The organism is Paenibacillus sp. AK121 (assembly GCF_019042715.1).
Taxonomy (GTDB): domain Bacteria; phylum Bacillota; class Bacilli; order Paenibacillales; family Paenibacillaceae; genus Paenibacillus; species Paenibacillus polymyxa_C.
In genome coordinates, this window is the sequence record NZ_JAHPJM010000014.1 from 21,055 (window position 1) to 41,170 (window position 20,116).

Below are 20,116 nucleotides of genomic sequence, written 5' to 3' on the forward strand. Positions count from 1 at the left end.
ATGGTTACGTAGTATTATAACCCGGTTGCGTCCGCTTCTTTCAGCACTTGAATAAGTTGAGAATGAATAGCTGTATTCGTAGCTACAACATGCCGTACACTCAGGTCATAAGGTTGGCCTAATGTGTTCGTAATGGTGCCTCCTGATTCCTGTACCAACAAAGCACCCGCGGCCACATCCCAGGCATTCAAACCGATTTCGCAATAAGCGGACAAACGTCCCGACGCCACATAAGCCAAATGCAAGGCTGCCGAGCCGAGCGCCCGAATGCCCCGTACCTGAGGTGTAAGAACCTGCGTAATTTTCATATTCAACGGTTGTGCATACGTACGATCCGGCGGGAAGCCGATGCACACCAGACTATCTCCCAGCGTTTCTTCTTTCGATGCTTGCATGCGATTTCCGTGGACGTATGCGCCTTTTCCCTTTTCCGCTACAAACATTTCATCACGGGACGGATCATAAATTACCCCGACAATCACTTCGCCACGATGAGCCAAGGCAATAGACACACTGTAGTACGGCAGACTGTGCACGAAATTGGTAGTGCCGTCTACCGGATCAATAATCCATAAATATTCCTCTTCACGGGCAGCCTCTAATGCTCGGGCTGAAGCTTCAGCTCCCGGCTCTACCCCTTCTTCACCCAAAATGGCATGATCGGGAAAATGGGTGAGAATAAGTCTGCGAATCATCTGTTCTGCACCTTTATCTACCTCGGTTACTAGATCGGTCGAAGATTGCTTGGTATTCAATTGTTCAACAGTGCCCAGTCTGCTCTTAATCCATTCCCCGGCTTTGGATGCCGCATTAATAGCCACGGCCGTATAGCTTTTTCCTGATACGATATAGGGAACCTTTTCGTTTTCATGTTCGTTCAACGTGTTCACTCTACTTTCTATATCATTGTTACGTGGTTTATGAATCTGCCCTGCAGACAGTCTCTTAACCATCTCTGTTTCAGTACAAGTTTGCTAGTTTACACATTCTAGTATACACAATAAGCTTCATAAAGTTTCTCCATATGGAAGCTTTATCCGCAAAATACTACTTTTTAAGGCGTAATTTCTATGGAAGCCCCATCCAACACTTTGACCCCGTTATCTTCCTGAAGACGCAGTTCATTCATTAATCCGAACAATGCTTCATCCTTAAGTTTGGCTTCAAGCATGACATCAATCCGATCCGTATATCCAGCAATATTACGCAGAAAGGTCAGCAACGGCTCCACCAGAACACCGTCTGCATGACCACGAGGGTCTTTTTCACTTTTAGGACTGGAGGCATGAATTTTGGGCGGCAATGGATGATCAGTAGAAGATCCGGCTTGAGCCAATTCCCCTTTCCAGGTCTCCAATATATCCGGCCATAGCTCCCACGGCTTTTCCCCCTCGTTATTGACCCATTGATGATGAATATCGAGAACCATCGGCAAGCCCGTTATTTTGCAAGCTTCCAGTGTTTCCACCGCATTGAACGTTTTATCATCATTTTCCAATGTTAACCGTTGTCTTAATGAAAGATCCAGGGCATTCACTTGCTCTACAAAACGCTGACCTGAGGTCACCTTATCTCCGTAGGCACCACCAATATGAATGTTGTTCTTGGCTTCGGCACCAAGTCCCATGGCCTCCAGCATCGCCACGTGGTACTTCAGATCATTAATGGAGCTCTGTAACACTTCAGGACGGGGAGTGCTGAGCACTGTAAAATGATCGGGGTGAAACGATACCCTCATCTTATTCGCCTTGACATAGTCCCCCACCTCTGCAAAATCAGCGGCAAGCGCCTCAAACGGGTCCCAGTCCCGCAGATCCTGATGGGTCGCAAGCGGAATCAGCTTGGATGAGAAACGATAGACCTGAATATCACTCGCACGATTATGACGCAGCAGCCTCAATGTATTATGGAGATTTTCGGCTGCAATCCGTTCTAGCTTGCGGATCGCCGCTTCTCGGTCTCCGATCTTGTTAAAGCTGGCCATGGTCATAGTTTTAGAAGGGGATGCATTTTGCACGGTGACTGACATGGCAACATATCCGAACCTTACGATCATAGATGTCCTTCCTTTCAGCAGTTTGCAGTAGATGGCAAGGCCGCTTTCATTCTGTGACCTAGATCCCTTTTCTACTGATCATACCCGGAAAAGCACCTGCTGATTCGGTGTATTGCACAAAACTGTAAGAAACAAACAGCTAGGATTGCTGCTGTACTCCAAAAAACATTTCATCCGCCAATGCGGTCTGAATTCTTGATTCCTCTTCATTCAGCTTACGAATGAGAGTCATTTCTACCTCGGTCACTTCGTCACCTTGGAAATTGATTTCGGCGATACAGCCCACAATCTGAACGATGGCTACTGCCACGTTGTCCACGCTGTATGCGATGACCTTCTGTCCTGTCGGAAAAACACGCAGTCCGGATTTAACCATTTTGCCACGTCCATATTCCAGCAGTTCATAAAGTTCTTGTTCGCTCTTGAATTTGCACACCGAGTTAAATTCAGTTTGAAAGCCCATGTCTAGCCGCCACCTTTCATAATTAAGGGTTTGGTAAAATGCTCAAGTACATCAATATATATGAACAAAAAGGAGAGTGATCAGCTCCCCTTCATTTTTTTCGTTTATGAGTTCTCATAGTGCAGTGCCGACCGGCGCTCATAACGCTCCAGTGCAAGAGCAATCATGCGATCCAGTAGACTTACATAGGATACGCCGGTTTCTCTCCACAACAATGGATACATGCTGAACGGTGTAAAGCCAGGCATCGTATTCACTTCATTAATAAGGATATGTCCATCTGAGCGTCTGACGAAGAAATCTGCACGGGAAATCCCACAACCTTCCAGAGCGCGGAAAGCTTGCAATGCGGCTTCACGGATACGATCTGCCACTTCCTCGTCCAGTGGTGCCGGAATGAGCATTTCCGATTGACCATCGGTATATTTGGCAGCATAGTCGTAGTAATCACTCGACGACACAATTTCACCCGGTACCGAGGCAATCGGCTCATCATTGCCAAGTACGCTGACCTCAATCTCACGGGCATCGACGTACTCTTCCACGATCACCTTCAGATCAAATTGCAAAGCCAGATCTACAGCCTTTACCAGTTCTTCTCGGTTACTCGCTTTGGAAATACCGACACTTGATCCCAGATTGGCTGGTTTGACAAAGCAAGGATAACCTAGCTCAGTTTCTATGTTACGCACCAAGTCATGACCGGTTTGTGCCCACTGTGTACTATTAAAATAGCAGTATTTCACTTGCGGCAATCCTGCATGCTCAAACAGCTTCTTCATGACGCCTTTATCCATACCTGCTGCCGAAGCCAGCACTCCTGCCCCGACATAGGGCATATCCGCCATTTCGAACAGACCCTGAATCGTTCCGTCCTCGCCAAAGGTGCCGTGCAGCAGCGGAAACAGTACATCCAGTGTCTGCTCTCCATACAGCTTGCCGAACAACGTATCTAATGCCGCCTTGGTGCCGCCCTCAGCATGCTCCAGCTTCAATTGCTCTACAGTAGTCAGAGGCGCATTTAACAGCGTCCCTCTACGCCAATCGCCAGCCTTCGTAATATAAAAAGGAATAATCTCGTATTTCTCATAGTTAAAAGCGTTCATTACCGCATACGCCGTTTGCAGCGATACCTCATGTTCGCCCGATTTACCACCGTACACCAGCCCTACGGTCAATTTTTGATTTGCCATGCCTATCCTCCGCTTTCTTGCTTTCGTCATTGTGCCTGATTTGCTTCACTGTACCTGTTATCCATCATCTCATTTAAAAATAGTCGGCGATGTGATAAAAGCGATATACCGTATTGTCCGTCCACGCATACGAATTTTTATAGTCCCAATAACGATGTCTGGAGCTTACCGTATGTGCATTGACTAGCGGCATGCCGCCAGCATCAAAGGCCGTTACCACCGTGCTGTGCTGGAAAGTTCCGTCACCATCCCAATCATAAAAAATGACGTCCCCCAGCATGAGCTGCTCCGGTCGACTCACCTGCTCTGCGGTCAAACCCCAGGAACTGGAACCCAAATACCGTTCCAGACTGTTGGAAACCGCCCAGCTATAACTCCACAGCTCACGTCCGGCGACCCGTCCTTTATACCACCAGCCCGATTCTCTTTTACCAGTATAGTGGATCGGTGCACCACCTGCAAAGAGGCACTGCGAGATATAGTTGGTGCAATCCACATCAAAAGCCTCAAACTCCGGGTTAAAACTATCCCACCACTGATCTGCATAGGCCGCTGCTTCTTCACGGCGATATCGACTGGGGCGTGCTGATGAACCGAAGCCCAGCACACCACGATTTAGCAGCGGCAGACTTCCTCCCTGATTAAACGACGCTTGTTCGAAAGGAACCTCTCCTCCCGCTGGCTTTCTTTCTGCCGGATCACGCTCAATCCTCGTCACCTGCCAGGCTTCACCCTCGCGTGTAAACGTCAGGCGCTCCCGTTCAATCCGATCCTCCCGGTGAGTCATCCCGCCCTTCTCATAAAAGAGCCGCACATGCAGTTGTACATCGACCACTGCCTCATCCGGGGTATCCTGCACTATTCGTATCGGCTTGGCTCGTGTCTCGCTGCGTAGGGGTACAGCGTCCCGTTCGCTGTACCACTGCTCCAATCTGGCCGCACGTGCTGCCCGCTCCATTCGCTGGCCCACCTCCAGGTACTCATCCGGCTGTGGTACACCATTTACCTCACTGCGATTGTACTGATTCACGTAAGCAAAAAGGGCCTGTTTCCATTCCCGCTCCCCCATCCCTATCCCTCCATTTTTCGTCTTGCTATCCTTATTCGGGGATAACCTCGCCGATATATAACTTCCTTTCTTTCCTCTCTGGTCTGATAGGCTCTCTATCTATAAGTATGAATCTCTAAAGCTTGGTATGAACATCGAAAAACGCGGGGGAACGGAACGTTTTATTTTCCAGTCTGACACGCATAATTTAGGTCAAAAAAACTTTACGGAACCGTCTGAAAACGGTATACTTAATCCAAAAGCAATCATTTTGAAATCATGTTTCATCTAATGAAACGAATTGCATTCATCTCAACCTCTTAACTTACGATGAACCGCTGAAGATGAAATTGAGAACGCAACCAATTAAAACCTAATTGTGCAAGACGTCGAAAAAAGACATCCCTATTTTCCCGCAAGCATCCACTTCAAGGAGGTAATACTTATGTCAGGAAAAGATCAATTCTCCATTGCCCGTAGCTTGGAAGTTAACGGGAAGCCTTATCGCTACTACAGTCTTAAGGCACTGGAGGAACAAGGAAAAAGCGGTGTTGCCAAGCTGCCTTTCTCCATTAAAGTGTTGCTGGAAGCTGCGGTTCGCCAGTTTGACGGACGCGCCATTACTGAGGAACATGTGCAGCAGCTGACAGGCTGGGCTGAGGATCGTGACACCAACAAGGAAATCCCGTTCATTCCTGCACGTATCGTGCTTCAGGATTTTACAGGCGTCCCGGTGGTTGTCGATTTGGCGGCCATGCGTGATACGGTGAAAAAAGCGGGCGGCGATCCGAAACAAATCAACCCGCTCGTTCCCGTCGATCTCGTAATCGACCACTCGGTTATGGTTGATGCTTTCGGTACCAGTGACGCGCTGGACTACAATATTAATGTAGAGTTTGAACGCAACGAAGAACGGTATCGTTTTCTGCGCTGGGCGCAAACGGCATTCAATAACTTCCGTGCGGTGCCGCCGTCCACTGGTATCGTTCATCAGGTTAATCTAGAGTATCTCGCCTCCGTAGCCGCGACCAAAACCATCGACGGCGAAACCGTGGTCTTCCCGGATTCCCTCGTGGGAACGGACTCCCATACGACGATGATTAACGGGCTGGGTGTTGTGGGCTGGGGTGTCGGCGGGATTGAGGCAGAGGCCGGTATGCTGGGGCAGCCGCTGTATTTTGTCACTCCCGATGTGATCGGCTTCAAACTGACAGGCAGTCTGTCAGAAGGTGCTACCGCTACGGACCTGGCGCTAACAGTTACGCAAATGCTGCGTAAAAAAGGCGTAGTCGGGAAATTCGTAGAATTTTACGGCCCAGGTCTGGCCAACATCAGCTTGGCTGACCGTGCGACTGTGGCCAACATGGCACCGGAATACGGCGCAACGATCGGCTTTTTCCCGGTTGATGCCGAAACGCTGGCTTACCTGCGCAGCACCGGACGTTCCGATGAGCAAGTCAGCCTCGTAGAGGAATATTACAAAGCTCAAGGCATGTTCCGCACAGCCGATACCCCAGACCCTGTGTTCAGCGATACGATTGAGCTGGATCTGGCTTCGGTTGTACCGAGTCTCGCCGGACCCAAACGTCCGCAGGACCGTGTTGAGCTCAGCCGCATGAAAGAAACCTTCGAAGGCATTATCCGTACCCCGGTAGACAAAGGCGGCTATGGATTGAGCGATGAAAAGATTGCACAGAAGGTTCCACTGACCCATCCGGACGGCTCCACCAGTGAACTGGGTACTGGCTCAGTCGTGATTGCAGCGATTACAAGCTGCACGAACACCTCCAACCCAAGCGTTATGCTAGGCGCGGGCTTGCTCGCCAAAAAGGCAGTACAACGCGGGCTCAAAAAGCCAGGCTATGTTAAAACAAGCTTGACACCAGGTTCCCTTGTCGTAACGGAATACCTGCAAAAAGCCGGGCTGATCGAACCACTCGAAGCCCTCGGCTTCCATGTTGCAGGCTACGGCTGCGCGACCTGTATCGGTAACTCCGGTCCACTTCCTGACGAAGTGAGCCAGGCCATTACAGACCATGATCTGACCGTTGGCGCAGTCATTTCCGGTAACCGGAACTTTGAAGGACGTGTGCATGCGCAGGTCAAAGCCAACTATCTTGGTTCGCCGCCACTGGTTGTCGCTTACGCGCTGGCAGGTACGGTGAACATTGATTTGACGAATGACCCGCTTGGTTATGATCAGGACAATCAGCCTGTCTACCTGAAAGATATCTGGCCTTCTTCCGAAGAAATCAAAGAAGCGATCAGCCTGTCTCTCAGCCCGGATATGTTCCGCCGCAAATACGAAAATGTATTTACAGCCAACGAGAAATGGAATTCCATTCCGGTTCCTGAAGGCGAATTGTATGAGTGGGATGAAAACTCAACTTATATTCAAAATCCGCCGTTCTTTGAAGGGCTTCAGGATGGCGTGCAGGATATTAAGGAAATCCGTAATGCCCGTGTACTTGCCCTGCTGAATGATTCGGTCACGACTGACCACATCTCGCCAGCAGGCAACATCGCCCCTTCCAGCCCGGCTGGACTGTACTTGAAGGAGCATGGTGTTGAACGCAAGGACTTCAACTCCTACGGCTCTCGTCGCGGTAACCATGAAGTCATGATGCGCGGTACATTCGCCAACATCCGTATCCGCAATAATGTAGCTCCAGGCACCGAGGGCGGTGTGACCAAGTACTTGCCAACAGATGAGGAAATGTCCATCTATGATGCGTCCATGAAATATCAGGCAGCCGATCAGAACCTGATCGTCATTGCCGGCAAGGAATACGGTACAGGTAGCTCCCGTGACTGGGCGGCCAAAGGTACGCTGTTGTTAGGGGTTAAAGCCGTCATTGCTGAAAGCTTCGAGCGGATTCACCGCAGTAACCTGGTCGGCATGGGTGTACTGCCGCTGCAATTCCAGGAAGGCTATGGCTGGTCCAGCTTGGGTCTCAATGGTCGCGAAACCTTCGATATCCTCGGCATTGATAATGACGTGAAACCAGGTCAAGAACTTACGGTTGTAGCCAAACGCGAGGATGGCACCAAGTTCGAATTCCCGGTCACTGCCCGTCTGGACAGCACCGTCGACATCGACTACTACCACAACGGTGGTATTTTGCAAACCGTATTGCGTCAAATGATTCAAGCGTAATGATCGATTGAATCATGAAAATCCCCTCCCAAATGCGGTGTAAACTGCAATTGAGAGGGGATTTTTTACATTCTTCAAGCCTTCAAAAGAAAACATATGCCAAGGATTGAGAACACCAGGGTTATAAGAAGCGTGAAGAGACCAGGCAGGCTTTCCATGATTGTAGAACTTTCTTCGCTCTTGAACTGACGTCTGAGAAACGGCTGGAGAAAAAGCATAATTACAAAAGCTATGAAGCTAAGTGCACACAACAACCATACTTCAGGGGAGGATTTGTCAACAAAACGATCAGCCACATCATTGAAATTGTAGTGGATTGCTACATTTCTCGGCATTGTCGGATAGATAAACAAGTAGATACTGAAGGGCACAATAGAAAGAAGAATGGAAAATAAATTTAAAATATTTAAACTACTTCGCATGAAAATCCTCCTTATTAGAGCTAAACAATTTATATGATACACAGATCAGCAGTCTATATTTTTACTTCCCTGGCTTAGTAAGAGAGAAATAATAAAACTAATCATCGTGGGCAAATAAGAAACGAGCAACTATATACTTTAGCTTCTTGTCCTAATCCTACTTCAAACCAACTAAGCGGTTAGTAAAGGACATTCCCACTGCTAAATGCAAAAAAGCCGACCCACTCAGGACCGGCTTCCAACCATGTTCTCTTATTCTCTTACCTTCGCTTGCCAATTACTTCGAAATATCCAAAAAGCCCTCTCCGAATACGTCCCGTACATCATGAATGGTAATAAACGCTGCTGTATCGATGGCTTTTACAATCTTTTTAAGCGCGGACACCTCTTGTTTACTAATGACGATATATAGGACTTCTTTTGGATTTTTGGTGTAATATCCGTGGCCTGACAGGACGGTAACTCCACGGTCCATTTGCGTAATGACCATCTCGGCAATCTTATCTTGGTGCTCCGAAATGATCATGACCGCTTTTTTCGGATTCAATCCTTCAATCATGAAGTCCATCACCTTCGTACCAACGTACAAAATAACGATAGTTAGCATCAATTTTTCCGGGCCAATAATAAAATAGGAAGAGAATGCAACAATCAGATCAAAAAACAACAAGGCATAGCTGATATTCCAATCCAGATATTTGTTGGCGATCCGGGCTAAAATGACGGTTCCTGCCGTTGTACCACCGACCCGTACAATTAAGCCAATTCCAACCCCTACCAAAACTCCGGCAAATACAGCATTAATCGTCGGCTCATGCGAATCAATCCGCCAGTTGACCGTTAAATGCAAAAACAATGAGTTAAATGCGACCGCAATTATAGTGTACACGGTCGTTCTCTTGTCCAAAAATTTATATCCAACAATCAGCAGCAAGCCATTAATCACCAGATTGACGATCGAGGGAGACCACTGAAACAGGTAGTACAAGATGATCGTGACCCCTGTAACGCCCCCCTCGCCAAACTCATTCGGGATCACATACAGATTAACAGCCAGCGCGAAAAAAAACGCACCCAGAATAATAAATACGATATCTGCAATACTTTTTTTCATATATGCTCTAATCCTCTCTCTAACATTTCAACGGATGAATTGCCAGATAGATTGGCTGACTCTTCTTGCCAAAATACGCTGACAACCAGTTCATGGTATCTACTACCCAACATAAAGTCAATACAACTTTGACACTTTAATTCGCCACCAGACTGCCTTAGTCCAAGCTTAGAATTCCGCAAAATTCCGCTAATACAAGGTTATTCGACAAAAAAACACAATCCCGACTACTAAACTAAGAAAACGGGCCTCTAGCCCTTGTTTAGGCCCTAGGCACATTTTCCCCTAAAATGACCATCCTCCTAATACACATTTTGGCCACATACGACCATCTTCCTGTTTTATGGCAAAAGCGTTTTACTTTGGATAAATGCGGGTATAATGATTGAAACCTTACCAAGCAACCTACATGGCATTACGACATCAAGTACATATAAATAGTCCTATACAGACGTCCTAAGCAACTCAATCTGAATTTGACAATATGGAATTGGAGGAATGACCCACATGAATACAATGAACTTAACTGTCCACACCCTGATGCCCTTTCACCACCAATACCAACGTGCCAACGCGGTGAGTATGCAGAAGAAAGAAGATAGCTCGGAGAAGAAGCTCAGCTTTCAGGACATTTTGAATGAAAAAATGGGTAAAAAATAAAGCTCCGTTAATCCGGTGCATATCTCGCTTTACATAAGCTGAAAAGCCGTAGTTTTCTACATCGACTGTAGAGAACCACGGCTTTTTGCTATCTCACGCGTTTCTAAACCTAAACTCATACATTCATGGAAATAAACCTCTGACGAGCTTAACTGTACTATTTGTTGAGGCTTCCCAGTTGATTGACTTTCGTATCGCTACCGATTTATCGCTCGCCATCCCGATACTGCTCTGCCTTCTCACGCATCCCGGCGACGACGGCTTCCTCGGTATTCAGTCCCTTATCTGCCGCATAGGCACGAATGTCCTGTGTGATACGCATACTGCAAAACTTAGGACCGCACATCGAGCAAAAGTGTGCTTCCTTGGCCCCCTCTGCCGGTAGTGTTTCATCATGGTAGGACAAGGCCCGCTCAGGGTCAAGCGAAAGATTGAACTGATCGCGCCAGCGGAATTCAAAACGCGCCTTGGACAAAGCATCGTCCCGCTGCTGTGCACGTGGATGGCCCTTCGCCAGATCGGCAGCATGTGCGGCAATTTTGTAGGTAATAACTCCCTCGCGGACATCATCCTTGTTCGGCAGACCCAAGTGCTCCTTCGGCGTAACATAGCACAGCATGGACGTCCCGAACCAACCGATCATGGCCGCCCCGATAGCTGAGGTAATATGATCATATCCTGGTGCGATATCCGTCGTCAGCGGCCCTAAAGTATAAAAGGGAGCCTCCTTACAAATTTCCATTTGTAAATCCACATTCTCCTTGATTTTGTGCATAGGGACATGTCCCGGCCCTTCAATCATGACCTGGACATCATGCTTCCATGCGATTTGCGTTAGCTCGCCCAACGTCTCCAGCTCTGCAAATTGTGCTTCATCATTCGCATCATAGATACTACCCGGACGCAGACCATCCCCGAGAGAAAAGGCCACATCGTAGGTTTTCATAATTTCACAGATTTCTTCAAAATGCGTATACAAAAAGTTCTCCTGATGGTGCGCAAGGCACCAGGCTGCCATAATCGACCCGCCCCGGGATACAATTCCCGTCATTCTATTCGCCGTCATCGGTATATATCGCAGCAATACTCCCGCATGAATTGTAAAATAGTCCACTCCTTGCTCCGCCTGCTCAATCAGTGTGTCTCGATACAACTCCCACGTCAGCTTCTCTGCTTCGCCGTTCACCTTTTCCAGTGCCTGATATAGCGGCACCGTCCCAATCGGTACGGGTGAATTCCTAATAATCCATTCGCGTGTCGTATGGATATTACGGCCTGTGGACAGGTCCATGACGGTGTCTGAGCCCCAGCGTACAGCCCAGGTCATCTTCTCCACTTCCTCCTCGATGGAGGACGTAACCGCGGAATTTCCAATGTTTGCATTGATCTTCACGTGAAAATGGCGCCCTATGACCATGGGCTCGCTTTCCGGGTGATTGATATTTGAAGGTAAAATGGCTCGTCCAGCCGCCAACTCCTGCCGCACAAACTCGGGCTCCACTCCTTCACGGATCGCCGCAAATTCCATTTCAGGCGTAATGATCCCTTGCCGCGCATAATGCATTTGCGTCACAGTGCGTCCTTGTGAAGCCCGTAGCGGACGGTTGGTCACGCCGGGAAATTCCACTGTTTCCCGTTTGGAGCCGGGTTTCAGTCCATTATCCTCCGGCTTGACGGCGCGGCCGTCGTAAGCCTCCACATCCCCCCGTTCCAGTGCCCAAGCTCGCCGTAATGGTGGCAAGCCCTGACGAATATCCACCTGATAGGCTTCATCTGTCATCGGACCGCTGGTATCGTACACACGCAGTGGCTCATGATACTCTATTCCCTGCGGCGTATGTGTGGGATGCAGTGCGATTTCACGCTCTGGCACGGCAATGTCCGGCCGAGAACCTTGAATATACACCTTGCGGCTCCCTGGGAAAGAATTAACCCTACTGGCTTGCTCCGTACTTGTCTTCTCTACTGCTGTTGATTTCACTCCTGTTTCTTTTGTTCCTTCGGTTTCCATCGATTTCATGGTCCATTCCTCCCGTATCGTTGAAGTGACACACCGATCCGGAACCATTCCGAGGGTGGCGCTGATCTATGCAAAAAAGCCGGTTCCCTAGGGAACCGGCTAATCAAACGAGGCAGCTATCCAGACAGTGCGCACATGGAATAAAACCCTATGCGTCACCGCAGACAGCAGCTGCGTATACATTTCAATGGCCGATTACTTCCCTACGCTGGTATGATCCAGATCAGGTGCAAAGGGTCCGGAATCTTGCCCGATTCCATCTCAGCCCGCATTACAGGCTCCCCCAGTAACTGTGATACTTTCTATTCACATGAATTGGCGGCTATAACAGACATCCGCCATCTCTATCAGACTACTTTAAATTTATAGCTTTGGCAACCCTTGTATGATTTCCTTTTGTATTGATTACTGTTACGGGAGCATAAGCCCCATTTCCTTAGCTGCTTCGATCAAAACCGGAGCAAAATCATGCAGCGTCTCGGGTGCAAGTCGACTGACCGGGCCGGATACAGATAAAGCCGCCGCGACCTGTCCCTTTCGGTTCACAATAGGCGCGGCCACAGCCGCAGCTCCTGGCTCACGTTCTTCATAGCTAGTCGCATACCCCTTCTCACGAATGTCCTGCAGCTGGGCTTTATATACCTCAGGATCTACCGAGGGAGGCCATTCTTCACTGCTTAGCAGTACCTCCAGCTCCTGTGGCGGCATAAAGGCCGCCAGCACCTTGCTGGAGGCTCCCACAGCCAGCGGCATACGCGCTCCCACGGGAGCAACCCTGCGGATCGCCTGATTGCTCTGCACGGCTTGTATGCGAATACGCATGCTTCCATCCCGCAGGTACAAGCTGACCGTCTCCCCTAAGCGATCACGCAGTCCTTCCATTGCAGGCTGTAACAACACCGCCGGCTCATCGCTTTGGGACAGATGCGTCGACAGCTCCCATATGCGAAAACCAAGCCGATATTTTTCCGTTTCGGTATTCCGAACGACAAATCCCCGATCCTCTAGCGTAGTCAAAAGACGATGAACGGTGCTTTTATGTAGACCAATTTGGGAGGCAATCTCCGTTAGACCAAGATCAGATTCTGCGGTAAAACACAGCAGTATATCAAGTGCACGCTCTACAGCGCGGACGGTTAATTTACGGTCTTCCATCGTGAACCGCTCCTCTTGTATCCATATTCGTTTCACACTATGAAACATGGTTACATAAATTATATAGAATAGTCGCGGCTACTGTAAACCGATGTTTTTGTGACAACCATATTACAGAACAAGAACAAACATCGACAATTCTTTGCATCATTTTTACTTTTCCGGTTCAGACGTTGACTTTGGATAATACCCATCATACGATAATAGGTATCTATACGGACATACCCTACTATTTTCAAGTGGAATTATACCTAAATTTTATGATTCGAAGATCAATTCTATATAAGGAGGCTCTTACATGATTTCGACATCCCAGCGCAACGCTCAGCTACAGACCGCTGTTCAGGAGCCGTCCACCCCACTCTTTAATCCCCGTATGCTGCGGTTCAAGCACGTTGTGATTGCTCTGCTGCTGTCGGTCGTATTTTTCCTGTTGTTTTGTTTTATTGCCTTGCATGCTTACATCGCCTGGGTGCTTACGAATCCCACCGTCGCGCCATTATACTCTAATCCGATGCAGGCCAAAGGTATGCCTTATGAGGAAGTCAGCTTCCCAGCCAAGGATGGTAGCCGCATGGTACAAGGCTGGTATATCCCGGCAGATCAATCGCGGAAAACCATTATTTTCAGTCATGGCTATGGAGCCAACCGTGAAGAAAGCTGGATTCCCATGTATGATCTGGCGCATTATGCCCATAGCTTGAACTTTAATGTGGTCATGTTCGATTACGGATTTGCGTCACAAAACAGCAAGGCCGTCGCAACCGGAGGCAAGGCAGAATCCCAACAGCTCCTTGGAGCCATCCAGCTGGCAAAACAACGCGGCTCGTCGGAAATTATTGTATGGGGCTTCTCTATGGGAGCAGGAACCGCTCTTCAGGCGGGTTTGCAAACCAAAGATGTGGACGCGATGATTTTGGACAGCACCTTCCTACTGGAACCGGATACGCTCTACCATAACATTCACAATCAAATTAATTTGCCGAGACATCCATCTTTGGAAATACTGGAGTTGCTGTTTCCAGTCTTGAACGGCACCAGTTTGCATCAGATTCCATATCAGGAGGTTAAAAAAGAGGACTATCCGTTTCCAATCATGTTTGTGCATGGTACACAGGATGAAAAGGCCCCTTACCCCATTGCGGAAAAGCTCGCTGCCAATCAGACCAACCCGCTTTCCAGTGTATGGATTGTCAAAAACGGGATACATGAGCTTATTTTCAGAGAGCACCCTCGTGAATATTTGCGGCGGGTATCGACGTTTTTAAGCAATGTGCAGGAGCTGGAGGACAAGAAAACCACGGCTGCTGCCCATAAACAAACGACTACGAAGTAAAGAATTATTTTCGAAATAAGCATTCATCGCCTTGAAGAAGCCTGCCTATGGACACTTAACCCGTGCCGTAGACAGGCTTCTTTTTTTATTTTCCACGATTAATTATTGTTCTGCACAACAGGTATAACCTGATGAAGGAAGTTCATAGACATATTCCCGATGAGACGGCGAATATACTGGGTACATATGCATCCAGGACAGATCTGCTAGATCTGCCGGATAGCCATAGTGGGATACGGGAGGTAAAAACGATGCTGAGTACTTATGGGTCTTTCCTGCCCTTACGTGTGCTGGAGGAAATTCGTCATTGGAAGCAGCAGGAAAGTTGGCATGTGGAAGTGATTAAATCCGCTACTGAAGGGCTAGAACCTGCTTATGTGCGGCTGCTGGATGATTGGCGAACCGTATTTGAACAAACGGAACGGGCCGCCATAGAGTTGCTTGAAGAGCAACGGAGCGCGCTTGATCCGGTAGAACAGGCATGGCAACATCAGGAGAAAAAAGCGTCGTCTGCCCCCCAAGCTCATACACACCAGCTGGATAAACCATCAGCACATTCAAGGGGATCAGACGCATCAGCAACTGGAGAGAAACCGTTGTCCGAATCAGGCTTGAATTCACAGCCTGCCTCTCAAGAATTAAATCGTCGACTGGACGATTTGCTGCAAACTGCGAACCGTCAATCACAGGAATATGTACGGCAGCTAGGTTTGCTGACCGAGCACAGTCATGCATTGCGTCAACAGCCAAAATCCGCCGGAGTTGTAATACACGCAGCACATGAAAGTCAATATTTCCTTATTTCGACAACTCCCTTTCAAGAGCCCGGCTCCATCGCACGAGCCACTGGGTTGTATCATGTAGCGGCAGAGGGTGAGGATTACCCGGAGCAAGCGTTTCGAGAGAGGCATGCCAGCATGAGAGGAGAAGGTTCTGGGGCTACTAAAGGCGTCCAGTCCGGTCAGACGCAACCTTCAGCAGCGGAAAAATCCTTAGTCGGTCGCCCGGTCCCTATTGGGGGACATCGGCTCCCTCCGCTTCCTTACCCTTATAATGCGCTTGAACCGTACATTGATGAAAAAACGATGCGTATTCACCATAACAAGCATCATTTGAGCTATGTGAATGATCTGAATAAAGCGGAAAAGAAACTGGAAGAAGCCCGAAAAACAGGTGATTTTGACCTCGTAAAGCATTGGGAACGTGAACTGGCATTTAACGGGGCAGGTCATTATCTGCATACTCTTTTTTGGACGATCATGAGCCCTCAAGGCGGTGGAAACCCAAGCGGACCGCTGGCTGAACAGATTAAAAAGGATTTTGGCAGCTACGATGCCTTCAAAAAGCAATTTAGTTCGGCAGCCGAAAAGGTCGAGGGCGGCGGCTGGGCTATCCTGGTATGGAGCCCGCGCGCCGGGCGGCTTGAAATTTTGCAGGCCGAAAAGCACCAGAACCTGACTCAATGGGAGTCTATTCCGCTGCTGGCGATCGATGTGTGGGAACACGCATATTACTTAAAGCATCAGGCCGAACGTAATAAATACATCGAAGATTGGTGGCATGTCGTCAACTGGCCTGAGGTGGAGGCGCGCTATGTTCAAGCCTCCAAGCTAAGATGGCAACCATTCTAAGCTAAAACAAACTACACCTGCAAATCGTACCGCTCTCTCAGCGCTGCCATCTGTTCTGCCAATCCTTCCGGTTGCACCAGCGAGCCATCGGCAGGCAAAATGGCAGCCCGGCTCTCAACTACACGGCGTAGCGATGCTGTATACGCCTCGACAGACGGCACACCAGCCAGCTCTGCCAGGCTGCCCATCGTTGCCGGATTCACCTGGGGATAATCCGGCTGCTGCACGCCTTCAGGCGTACCCCCGGCCGCCTCTCGATAAAACTGCTGCACCGCCTGTGCGCGCTCTGCTCCGCGTCCCTCAATCATCACGAAGGCTGTGATGATATACGCCTTGGCTTGACGCCGCTGCGCAATGCCGCAAAACTTGCGTCCCCCAACGCTCACATCGTAATCCCCGGGACAGAAGGACCCGATGATTTCTCCGGTCTGCGCCTCGACAGACCACGGGGCCAGCGCATCGGCAATCAGCCCTGCCATGAGCCGAAAATCCTCATGCAGGCTGATGGCCCGCTGCGGATTCGGCAGGATCAAGGACAGGTTCAGTACCCCCCTGTCTAGCATGACGGCTGCTCCGCCTGAAGGACGCACACATACCGACGTTCCTGAGCTGCGCACCCGCTCCATCGCCTGTGGGGCGTTGGGAAGCCTGCGGTCCCGGTGACCAATCACAAGCGCTCCCGGATGCCGCCATAAATGCAAAATGGGCGTAGCTCCTTTCCCTACTTGCCGACAGGCTAGCTCCTCCCAAGCCAGCGGAAACAATACGTCTTCCTGACTAGTCGTCAATGGTGCTTCCAACCATTGCAACGCAGGCAATGCTGTTGTTATTTCTGTTGAGCTATGTATATGATCCATACGTTATCCCCTATCTTAAAAATAACTGTTATCCATAGGCTAATCGTAACTTTCAGGGCAGCTATGCTGCCATTGTTCCATTTCATTCTTCACAGCAGCGATGTATTTTCTCTATTTCTGATGTTAACAAAAAAAGGCGGCTACGCCTATGCGTAGACCACCCTTTTTTTCATCCTATCACGCCGTGTTCAATCATTCCTTAATCAGGGACAAGAACTCTGCGCGTTGTGCTGCATTATCACGGAACGTGCCGCGCACTGCAGACGTTACCGTTTTGCTGCCAGGCTTTTTGACGCCTCTGGCACACATGCATAAGTGCTCGCCTTCCACGACCACCATAACTCCGTGAGCGGAGACCGCTTCATTTAGAATATCAGCGATCTGCGATGTAATACGCTCCTGTACTTGTAATCGGCGGGTCACCGCCTCCACCAAACGGGCAAGCTTACTTAGTCCTACAATTTTACCGCTGGGTACATAGCCGATATGCACTTTTCCGAAGAAAGGAGCCATATGGTGTTCACACTGACTGTAATAGACAATATCCTTCACGATTACAAGCTCCTCGTGATTCTCGTCAAATGTCACACCCAGCGCATCCCGTGGATCAACCTCATAACCCGCAAATATTTCCTCATACATGCGCGCAACGCGTGCCGGTGTTTCCAACAAACCTTCACGCTTGGGGTCCTCACCGATCAGTTTTAAAATCTGCTCCACATGGTACTCGATTTTATCCCGGTTATCCGCAGCTTTGCGGTTAATATAATCTTTTACGCCAGCCACAGTAATCCTCCTCTATGCAGCAACCTCATGCGGCATCCGTGCTCACGTTGCTCATTATTTCCGACGGCCCTGATTTTTACGCGCACCAGGCTGATTTTTGGAGAACTGTTGGTTCTTCATCATCTGCTGGGCTTTTTGCATCTGTTTCCCATTCAGGTTGTAGCCCATCTGTTTGGCCATTTTTTGCAGCGTTTCAGGGTCGTTTTGCATCTTTTCAAGCTGTTTGCGAAGATAATAAGCACCGATGAAAAATCCCCCGACCAAGCCAACAATCAGGGTAATAATCGGAATGACAATATTCCACACCACGAAGTCGTCACCTCTGTATATTTATATGAAACATCTTGAATTACACGAACCTATCATAGCAAAACATGGGACAGCTAGCAAATTACTTTTTGCAAACATATGTCCTTATTCCTTCTCCAATTCCAGCAGCTTCATCTTGACTGGCAAGCCTCCGGCATAGCCGACCAAACTTCCATTTGCACCTGATACCCTGTGACATGGAAACAGGATTGGCAATGGATTTTTGTTATTGGCTCCGCCGACAGCACGTACCGCCTTGGCTCGTCCGATCGATTCTGCAATATCTTGATAGGACACACTTTGTCCGTACGGAATATTTTGCAGTGCGCGCCATACCTGCTCTTGAAAAGGAGTGCCTCTCAAATCATAGGCTATACTGAATTCCCGTCGTTCTCCCGCAAAATATTCACGCAGTTGTTCTGCAGCTTCGCGCAGCTTTTCCGGCTCCTGTACATAGACATATTCCCCGACCCATGTCCGGGCCCATTGCTGAAGCAATGCTTCCTTCGCATAAAAAGAGCCATAGTCAATTCGACATAGCCCACGATCCGTAGCACACAGCGTCAGCGTGCCCACAGGCGTCTCCATTTCATCATAATAAATCGTAGTTGGACCCTGCGAATCCTCCGTCTTTAATTCAGCAGAAGTTTGTTGCTCTGCCTGCTCTTGTTCCTCTAGCTTGGAATGCGCCTGTGCGATCATTTCGCGTACTTGCTCATGTTGTTCCTTCTCTGATGCTTGCTTGATCGCTGTCATAGCGTTTTCCCCTCCTATTCGACTCAAAGCCCACGCCGCCGTGCCTCTCAGCTCGGGACGCGGATCATCCAATAAAACCTCCGTCAATTTGGGCACCGCGCTAACATCCTTGAAATTGCCAAGACCAATGACTGCATTGCGTTGAATCGGCTTCTTCCCCCGCCAGGCCGCCGCACTTTGACCAAATCGGTCTTTGAATTCGCGATTGCTCAAATCCAGTAACGGTAACAGCAACGGCTTCACAATTTCAGGATCGGGTGTAAGCTCGGGATGATGATCCCAGTTAAGGCCTCGATTTTTGGGACATACGATTTGGCACGTATCACATCCATACAGCCGATTCCCTATTTTCAGCATAAACTCCTCGTCCAAAAAGCCCTTGGTTTGCGTCAAAAAGGACACACACCGCTGGGCATTCAGCTGTCCCGGACCTACAAGCGCGCCGGTAGGACATGCATCCAAACATTTGGTGCACTCTCCGCAACCATCCGTAACCGGTTCATCTGGCTGGAAAGGAATGTTCGTCAACAGCTCCCCCAGATAAATCCATGATCCCAGTGTCGGTGAAATCATCATCGTATTTTTGCCGCTAAAGCCAATCCCTGCGCGTTCCGCTACGGCTCGGTCTGACAGTTCTCCGGTATCTACCATGTTTTTTAAAATTGCATCAGGTACCCGCTCACTTATAAAAGCCTCAAGCTTTTCCATCGCTTCACGCAATACCAGATGATAATCTTTACCCCAGGCTGAACGCGCCAAAATACCACGGTACTTGCCCTTGTCCGACTTCGGCGGGTCCTTCATTTTGGAAGGATACGCCACCGCAATGGCAATCAGGGATGCAGGCTGCGAGCCATACAGCTCCGGATAGATCCGCTTATCAATATCGGGCTCCTCAAAGCCGGACTCATAGCCTTTAGCACGATGCTCTTCCAATATAGCTTTCAGAGACAGAAAGGGATCGGCGGATGCGAACCCGATGGAGTCGATACCCAGCCCTGGAGCTGCCTCAATAATTTCCTGCTTGAGCGAAGCCCAAGTCGAAGCCGTTCCGGTAGCCGTCCGAGTTAATTCGCGTTGCATCCGATACTCACCTCTCTTCCACTTTTATCATTACGGATATGAGAATGTCGCAACATTCTCATATCTCAAA

Annotated in this window: 17 protein-coding genes and 1 riboswitch; of the genes, 4 read left to right on the top strand and 13 right to left on the bottom strand. The window is 49.0% G+C overall.

Annotated elements, in window-relative coordinates; all coding sequences use genetic code 11:
• Nucleotides 1–14: 14 nt before the first annotated feature.
• The 5 genes from KSP24_RS20960 to KSP24_RS20980 all read right to left on the bottom strand — a co-directional run bounded on the left by KSP24_RS20960 (nucleotide 15) and on the right by KSP24_RS20980 (nucleotide 4,781).
• The gene (locus tag KSP24_RS20960) at nucleotides 15–881 is read right to left on the bottom strand and encodes an inositol monophosphatase family protein (protein ID WP_017428433.1); all 867 of its coding nucleotides are present in this window, start codon (nucleotides 879–881) and stop codon (nucleotides 15–17) included.
• Between the two features lie 173 nt (nucleotides 882–1,054).
• Nucleotides 1,055–2,056 carry a UV DNA damage repair endonuclease UvsE gene (gene uvsE, locus KSP24_RS20965; protein WP_113050148.1) on the bottom strand — a complete coding sequence of 334 codons (1,002 nt, stop codon included), beginning with the start codon at nucleotides 2,054–2,056 and terminating at the stop codon, nucleotides 1,055–1,057.
• Between the two features lie 139 nt (nucleotides 2,057–2,195).
• Nucleotides 2,196–2,519: a hypothetical protein gene (locus KSP24_RS20970; protein ID WP_025677477.1), complete on the bottom strand. Its 324-nt coding sequence runs from the start codon at nucleotides 2,517–2,519 to the stop codon at nucleotides 2,196–2,198.
• 104 nt (nucleotides 2,520–2,623) lie between these two features.
• Nucleotides 2,624–3,712, bottom strand: a complete 1,089-nt coding sequence (locus KSP24_RS20975) for a D-alanine--D-alanine ligase (protein ID WP_216976536.1) — start codon at nucleotides 3,710–3,712, stop codon at nucleotides 2,624–2,626.
• A 73-nt stretch (nucleotides 3,713–3,785) separates the two neighbouring features.
• Nucleotides 3,786–4,781 carry an amidase domain-containing protein gene (locus tag KSP24_RS20980; protein ID WP_013369425.1) on the bottom strand — a complete coding sequence of 332 codons (996 nt, stop codon included), beginning with the start codon at nucleotides 4,779–4,781 and terminating at the stop codon, nucleotides 3,786–3,788.
• A gap of 424 nt (nucleotides 4,782–5,205) precedes the next feature.
• Between KSP24_RS20980 and acnA the strand changes: the two genes are divergently transcribed.
• Nucleotides 5,206–7,917: an aconitate hydratase AcnA gene (acnA, locus tag KSP24_RS20985; RefSeq protein WP_040102136.1), complete on the top strand. Its 2,712-nt coding sequence runs from the start codon at nucleotides 5,206–5,208 to the stop codon at nucleotides 7,915–7,917.
• 74 nt (nucleotides 7,918–7,991) lie between these two features.
• On the opposite strand, the gene KSP24_RS20990 is transcribed toward acnA, so the two are convergent.
• On the bottom strand, nucleotides 7,992–8,339 hold the full coding sequence (locus tag KSP24_RS20990; RefSeq protein ID WP_216976538.1) for a DUF1648 domain-containing protein: 348 nt from the start codon (nucleotides 8,337–8,339) through the stop codon (nucleotides 7,992–7,994).
• Nucleotides 8,340–8,616: 277 nt separating this feature from the next.
• Nucleotides 8,617–9,453, bottom strand: coding sequence for a YitT family protein (locus tag KSP24_RS20995; RefSeq protein ID WP_025677468.1), 837 nt, complete (start codon nucleotides 9,451–9,453; stop codon nucleotides 8,617–8,619).
• A 507-nt stretch (nucleotides 9,454–9,960) separates the two neighbouring features.
• On the opposite strand from KSP24_RS20995, the gene KSP24_RS21000 reads away from it, so the two are divergent.
• Complete coding sequence (locus KSP24_RS21000) at nucleotides 9,961–10,113, top strand: hypothetical protein (protein ID WP_010348453.1); 153 nt, start codon at nucleotides 9,961–9,963, stop codon at nucleotides 10,111–10,113.
• A 205-nt stretch (nucleotides 10,114–10,318) separates the two neighbouring features.
• Here KSP24_RS21000 and thiC read toward each other — a convergent pair whose 3' ends face one another.
• Nucleotides 10,319–12,133: a phosphomethylpyrimidine synthase ThiC gene (gene thiC, locus KSP24_RS21005; RefSeq protein WP_013369420.1), complete on the bottom strand. Its 1,815-nt coding sequence runs from the start codon at nucleotides 12,131–12,133 to the stop codon at nucleotides 10,319–10,321.
• 183 nt (nucleotides 12,134–12,316) lie between these two features.
• Nucleotides 12,317–12,428: riboswitch (TPP riboswitch) on the bottom strand.
• A 116-nt stretch (nucleotides 12,429–12,544) separates the two neighbouring features.
• A complete protein-coding gene (locus tag KSP24_RS21010) occupies nucleotides 12,545–13,288 on the bottom strand; it encodes an IclR family transcriptional regulator (RefSeq protein ID WP_216976539.1) in 744 nt (247 codons plus the stop codon).
• Nucleotides 13,289–13,586: 298 nt separating this feature from the next.
• Between KSP24_RS21010 and KSP24_RS21015 the strand changes: the two genes are divergently transcribed.
• Nucleotides 13,587–14,624: an alpha/beta hydrolase gene (locus tag KSP24_RS21015; protein ID WP_040102139.1), complete on the top strand. Its 1,038-nt coding sequence runs from the start codon at nucleotides 13,587–13,589 to the stop codon at nucleotides 14,622–14,624.
• 251 nt (nucleotides 14,625–14,875) lie between these two features.
• Nucleotides 14,876–16,255, top strand: coding sequence for a Fe-Mn family superoxide dismutase (locus KSP24_RS21020; RefSeq protein WP_216976621.1), 1,380 nt, complete (start codon nucleotides 14,876–14,878; stop codon nucleotides 16,253–16,255).
• Nucleotides 16,256–16,266: 11 nt separating this feature from the next.
• Here the strand turns inward: KSP24_RS21020 and KSP24_RS21025 are convergent, their stop codons facing one another.
• From KSP24_RS21025 to queG, 4 genes are all read right to left on the bottom strand, one after another.
• Nucleotides 16,267–17,112: a lipoate--protein ligase family protein gene (locus KSP24_RS21025; protein ID WP_216976541.1), complete on the bottom strand. Its 846-nt coding sequence runs from the start codon at nucleotides 17,110–17,112 to the stop codon at nucleotides 16,267–16,269.
• Nucleotides 17,113–17,304: 192 nt separating this feature from the next.
• Nucleotides 17,305–17,898 carry a GTP cyclohydrolase I FolE gene (gene folE, locus KSP24_RS21030; RefSeq protein ID WP_013369415.1) on the bottom strand — a complete coding sequence of 198 codons (594 nt, stop codon included), beginning with the start codon at nucleotides 17,896–17,898 and terminating at the stop codon, nucleotides 17,305–17,307.
• Nucleotides 17,899–17,952: 54 nt separating this feature from the next.
• The gene (locus tag KSP24_RS21035; protein ID WP_013369414.1) at nucleotides 17,953–18,207 is read right to left on the bottom strand and encodes a YneF family protein; all 255 of its coding nucleotides are present in this window, start codon (nucleotides 18,205–18,207) and stop codon (nucleotides 17,953–17,955) included.
• A 105-nt stretch (nucleotides 18,208–18,312) separates the two neighbouring features.
• Nucleotides 18,313–20,046, bottom strand: a complete 1,734-nt coding sequence (queG, locus tag KSP24_RS21040) for a tRNA epoxyqueuosine(34) reductase QueG (RefSeq protein ID WP_058710696.1) — start codon at nucleotides 20,044–20,046, stop codon at nucleotides 18,313–18,315.
• Between the last annotated feature and the right edge of the window lie 70 nt (nucleotides 20,047–20,116).

Bases quoted from the DNA above. Each gene is read 5' to 3' on its own strand.
- uvsE (WP_113050148.1), bottom strand. From the start codon at position 2,056: ATGATCGTAAGGTTCGGATATGTTGCCATGTCAGTCACCGTGCAAAAT.
- KSP24_RS20995 (WP_025677468.1), bottom strand. From the start codon at position 9,453: ATGAAAAAAAGTATTGCAGATATCGTATTTATTATTCTGGGTGCGTTT.
- KSP24_RS21015 (WP_040102139.1), top strand. From the start codon at position 13,587: ATGATTTCGACATCCCAGCGCAACGCTCAGCTACAGACCGCTGTTCAG.
- KSP24_RS21020 (WP_216976621.1), top strand. From the start codon at position 14,876: ATGCTGAGTACTTATGGGTCTTTCCTGCCCTTACGTGTGCTGGAGGAA.
- KSP24_RS20975 (WP_216976536.1), bottom strand. From the start codon at position 3,712: ATGGCAAATCAAAAATTGACCGTAGGGCTGGTGTACGGTGGTAAATCG.
- KSP24_RS21025 (WP_216976541.1), bottom strand. From the start codon at position 17,112: ATGGATCATATACATAGCTCAACAGAAATAACAACAGCATTGCCTGCG.
- thiC (WP_013369420.1), bottom strand. From the start codon at position 12,133: ATGAAATCGATGGAAACCGAAGGAACAAAAGAAACAGGAGTGAAATCA.
- KSP24_RS20980 (WP_013369425.1), bottom strand. From the start codon at position 4,781: ATGGGGGAGCGGGAATGGAAACAGGCCCTTTTTGCTTACGTGAATCAG.
- KSP24_RS20990 (WP_216976538.1), bottom strand. From the start codon at position 8,339: ATGCGAAGTAGTTTAAATATTTTAAATTTATTTTCCATTCTTCTTTCT.
- acnA (WP_040102136.1), top strand. From the start codon at position 5,206: ATGTCAGGAAAAGATCAATTCTCCATTGCCCGTAGCTTGGAAGTTAAC.
- queG (WP_058710696.1), bottom strand. From the start codon at position 20,046: ATGCAACGCGAATTAACTCGGACGGCTACCGGAACGGCTTCGACTTGG.
- KSP24_RS21000 (WP_010348453.1), top strand. From the start codon at position 9,961: ATGAATACAATGAACTTAACTGTCCACACCCTGATGCCCTTTCACCAC.
- KSP24_RS20970 (WP_025677477.1), bottom strand. From the start codon at position 2,519: ATGGGCTTTCAAACTGAATTTAACTCGGTGTGCAAATTCAAGAGCGAA.
- KSP24_RS21010 (WP_216976539.1), bottom strand. From the start codon at position 13,288: ATGGAAGACCGTAAATTAACCGTCCGCGCTGTAGAGCGTGCACTTGAT.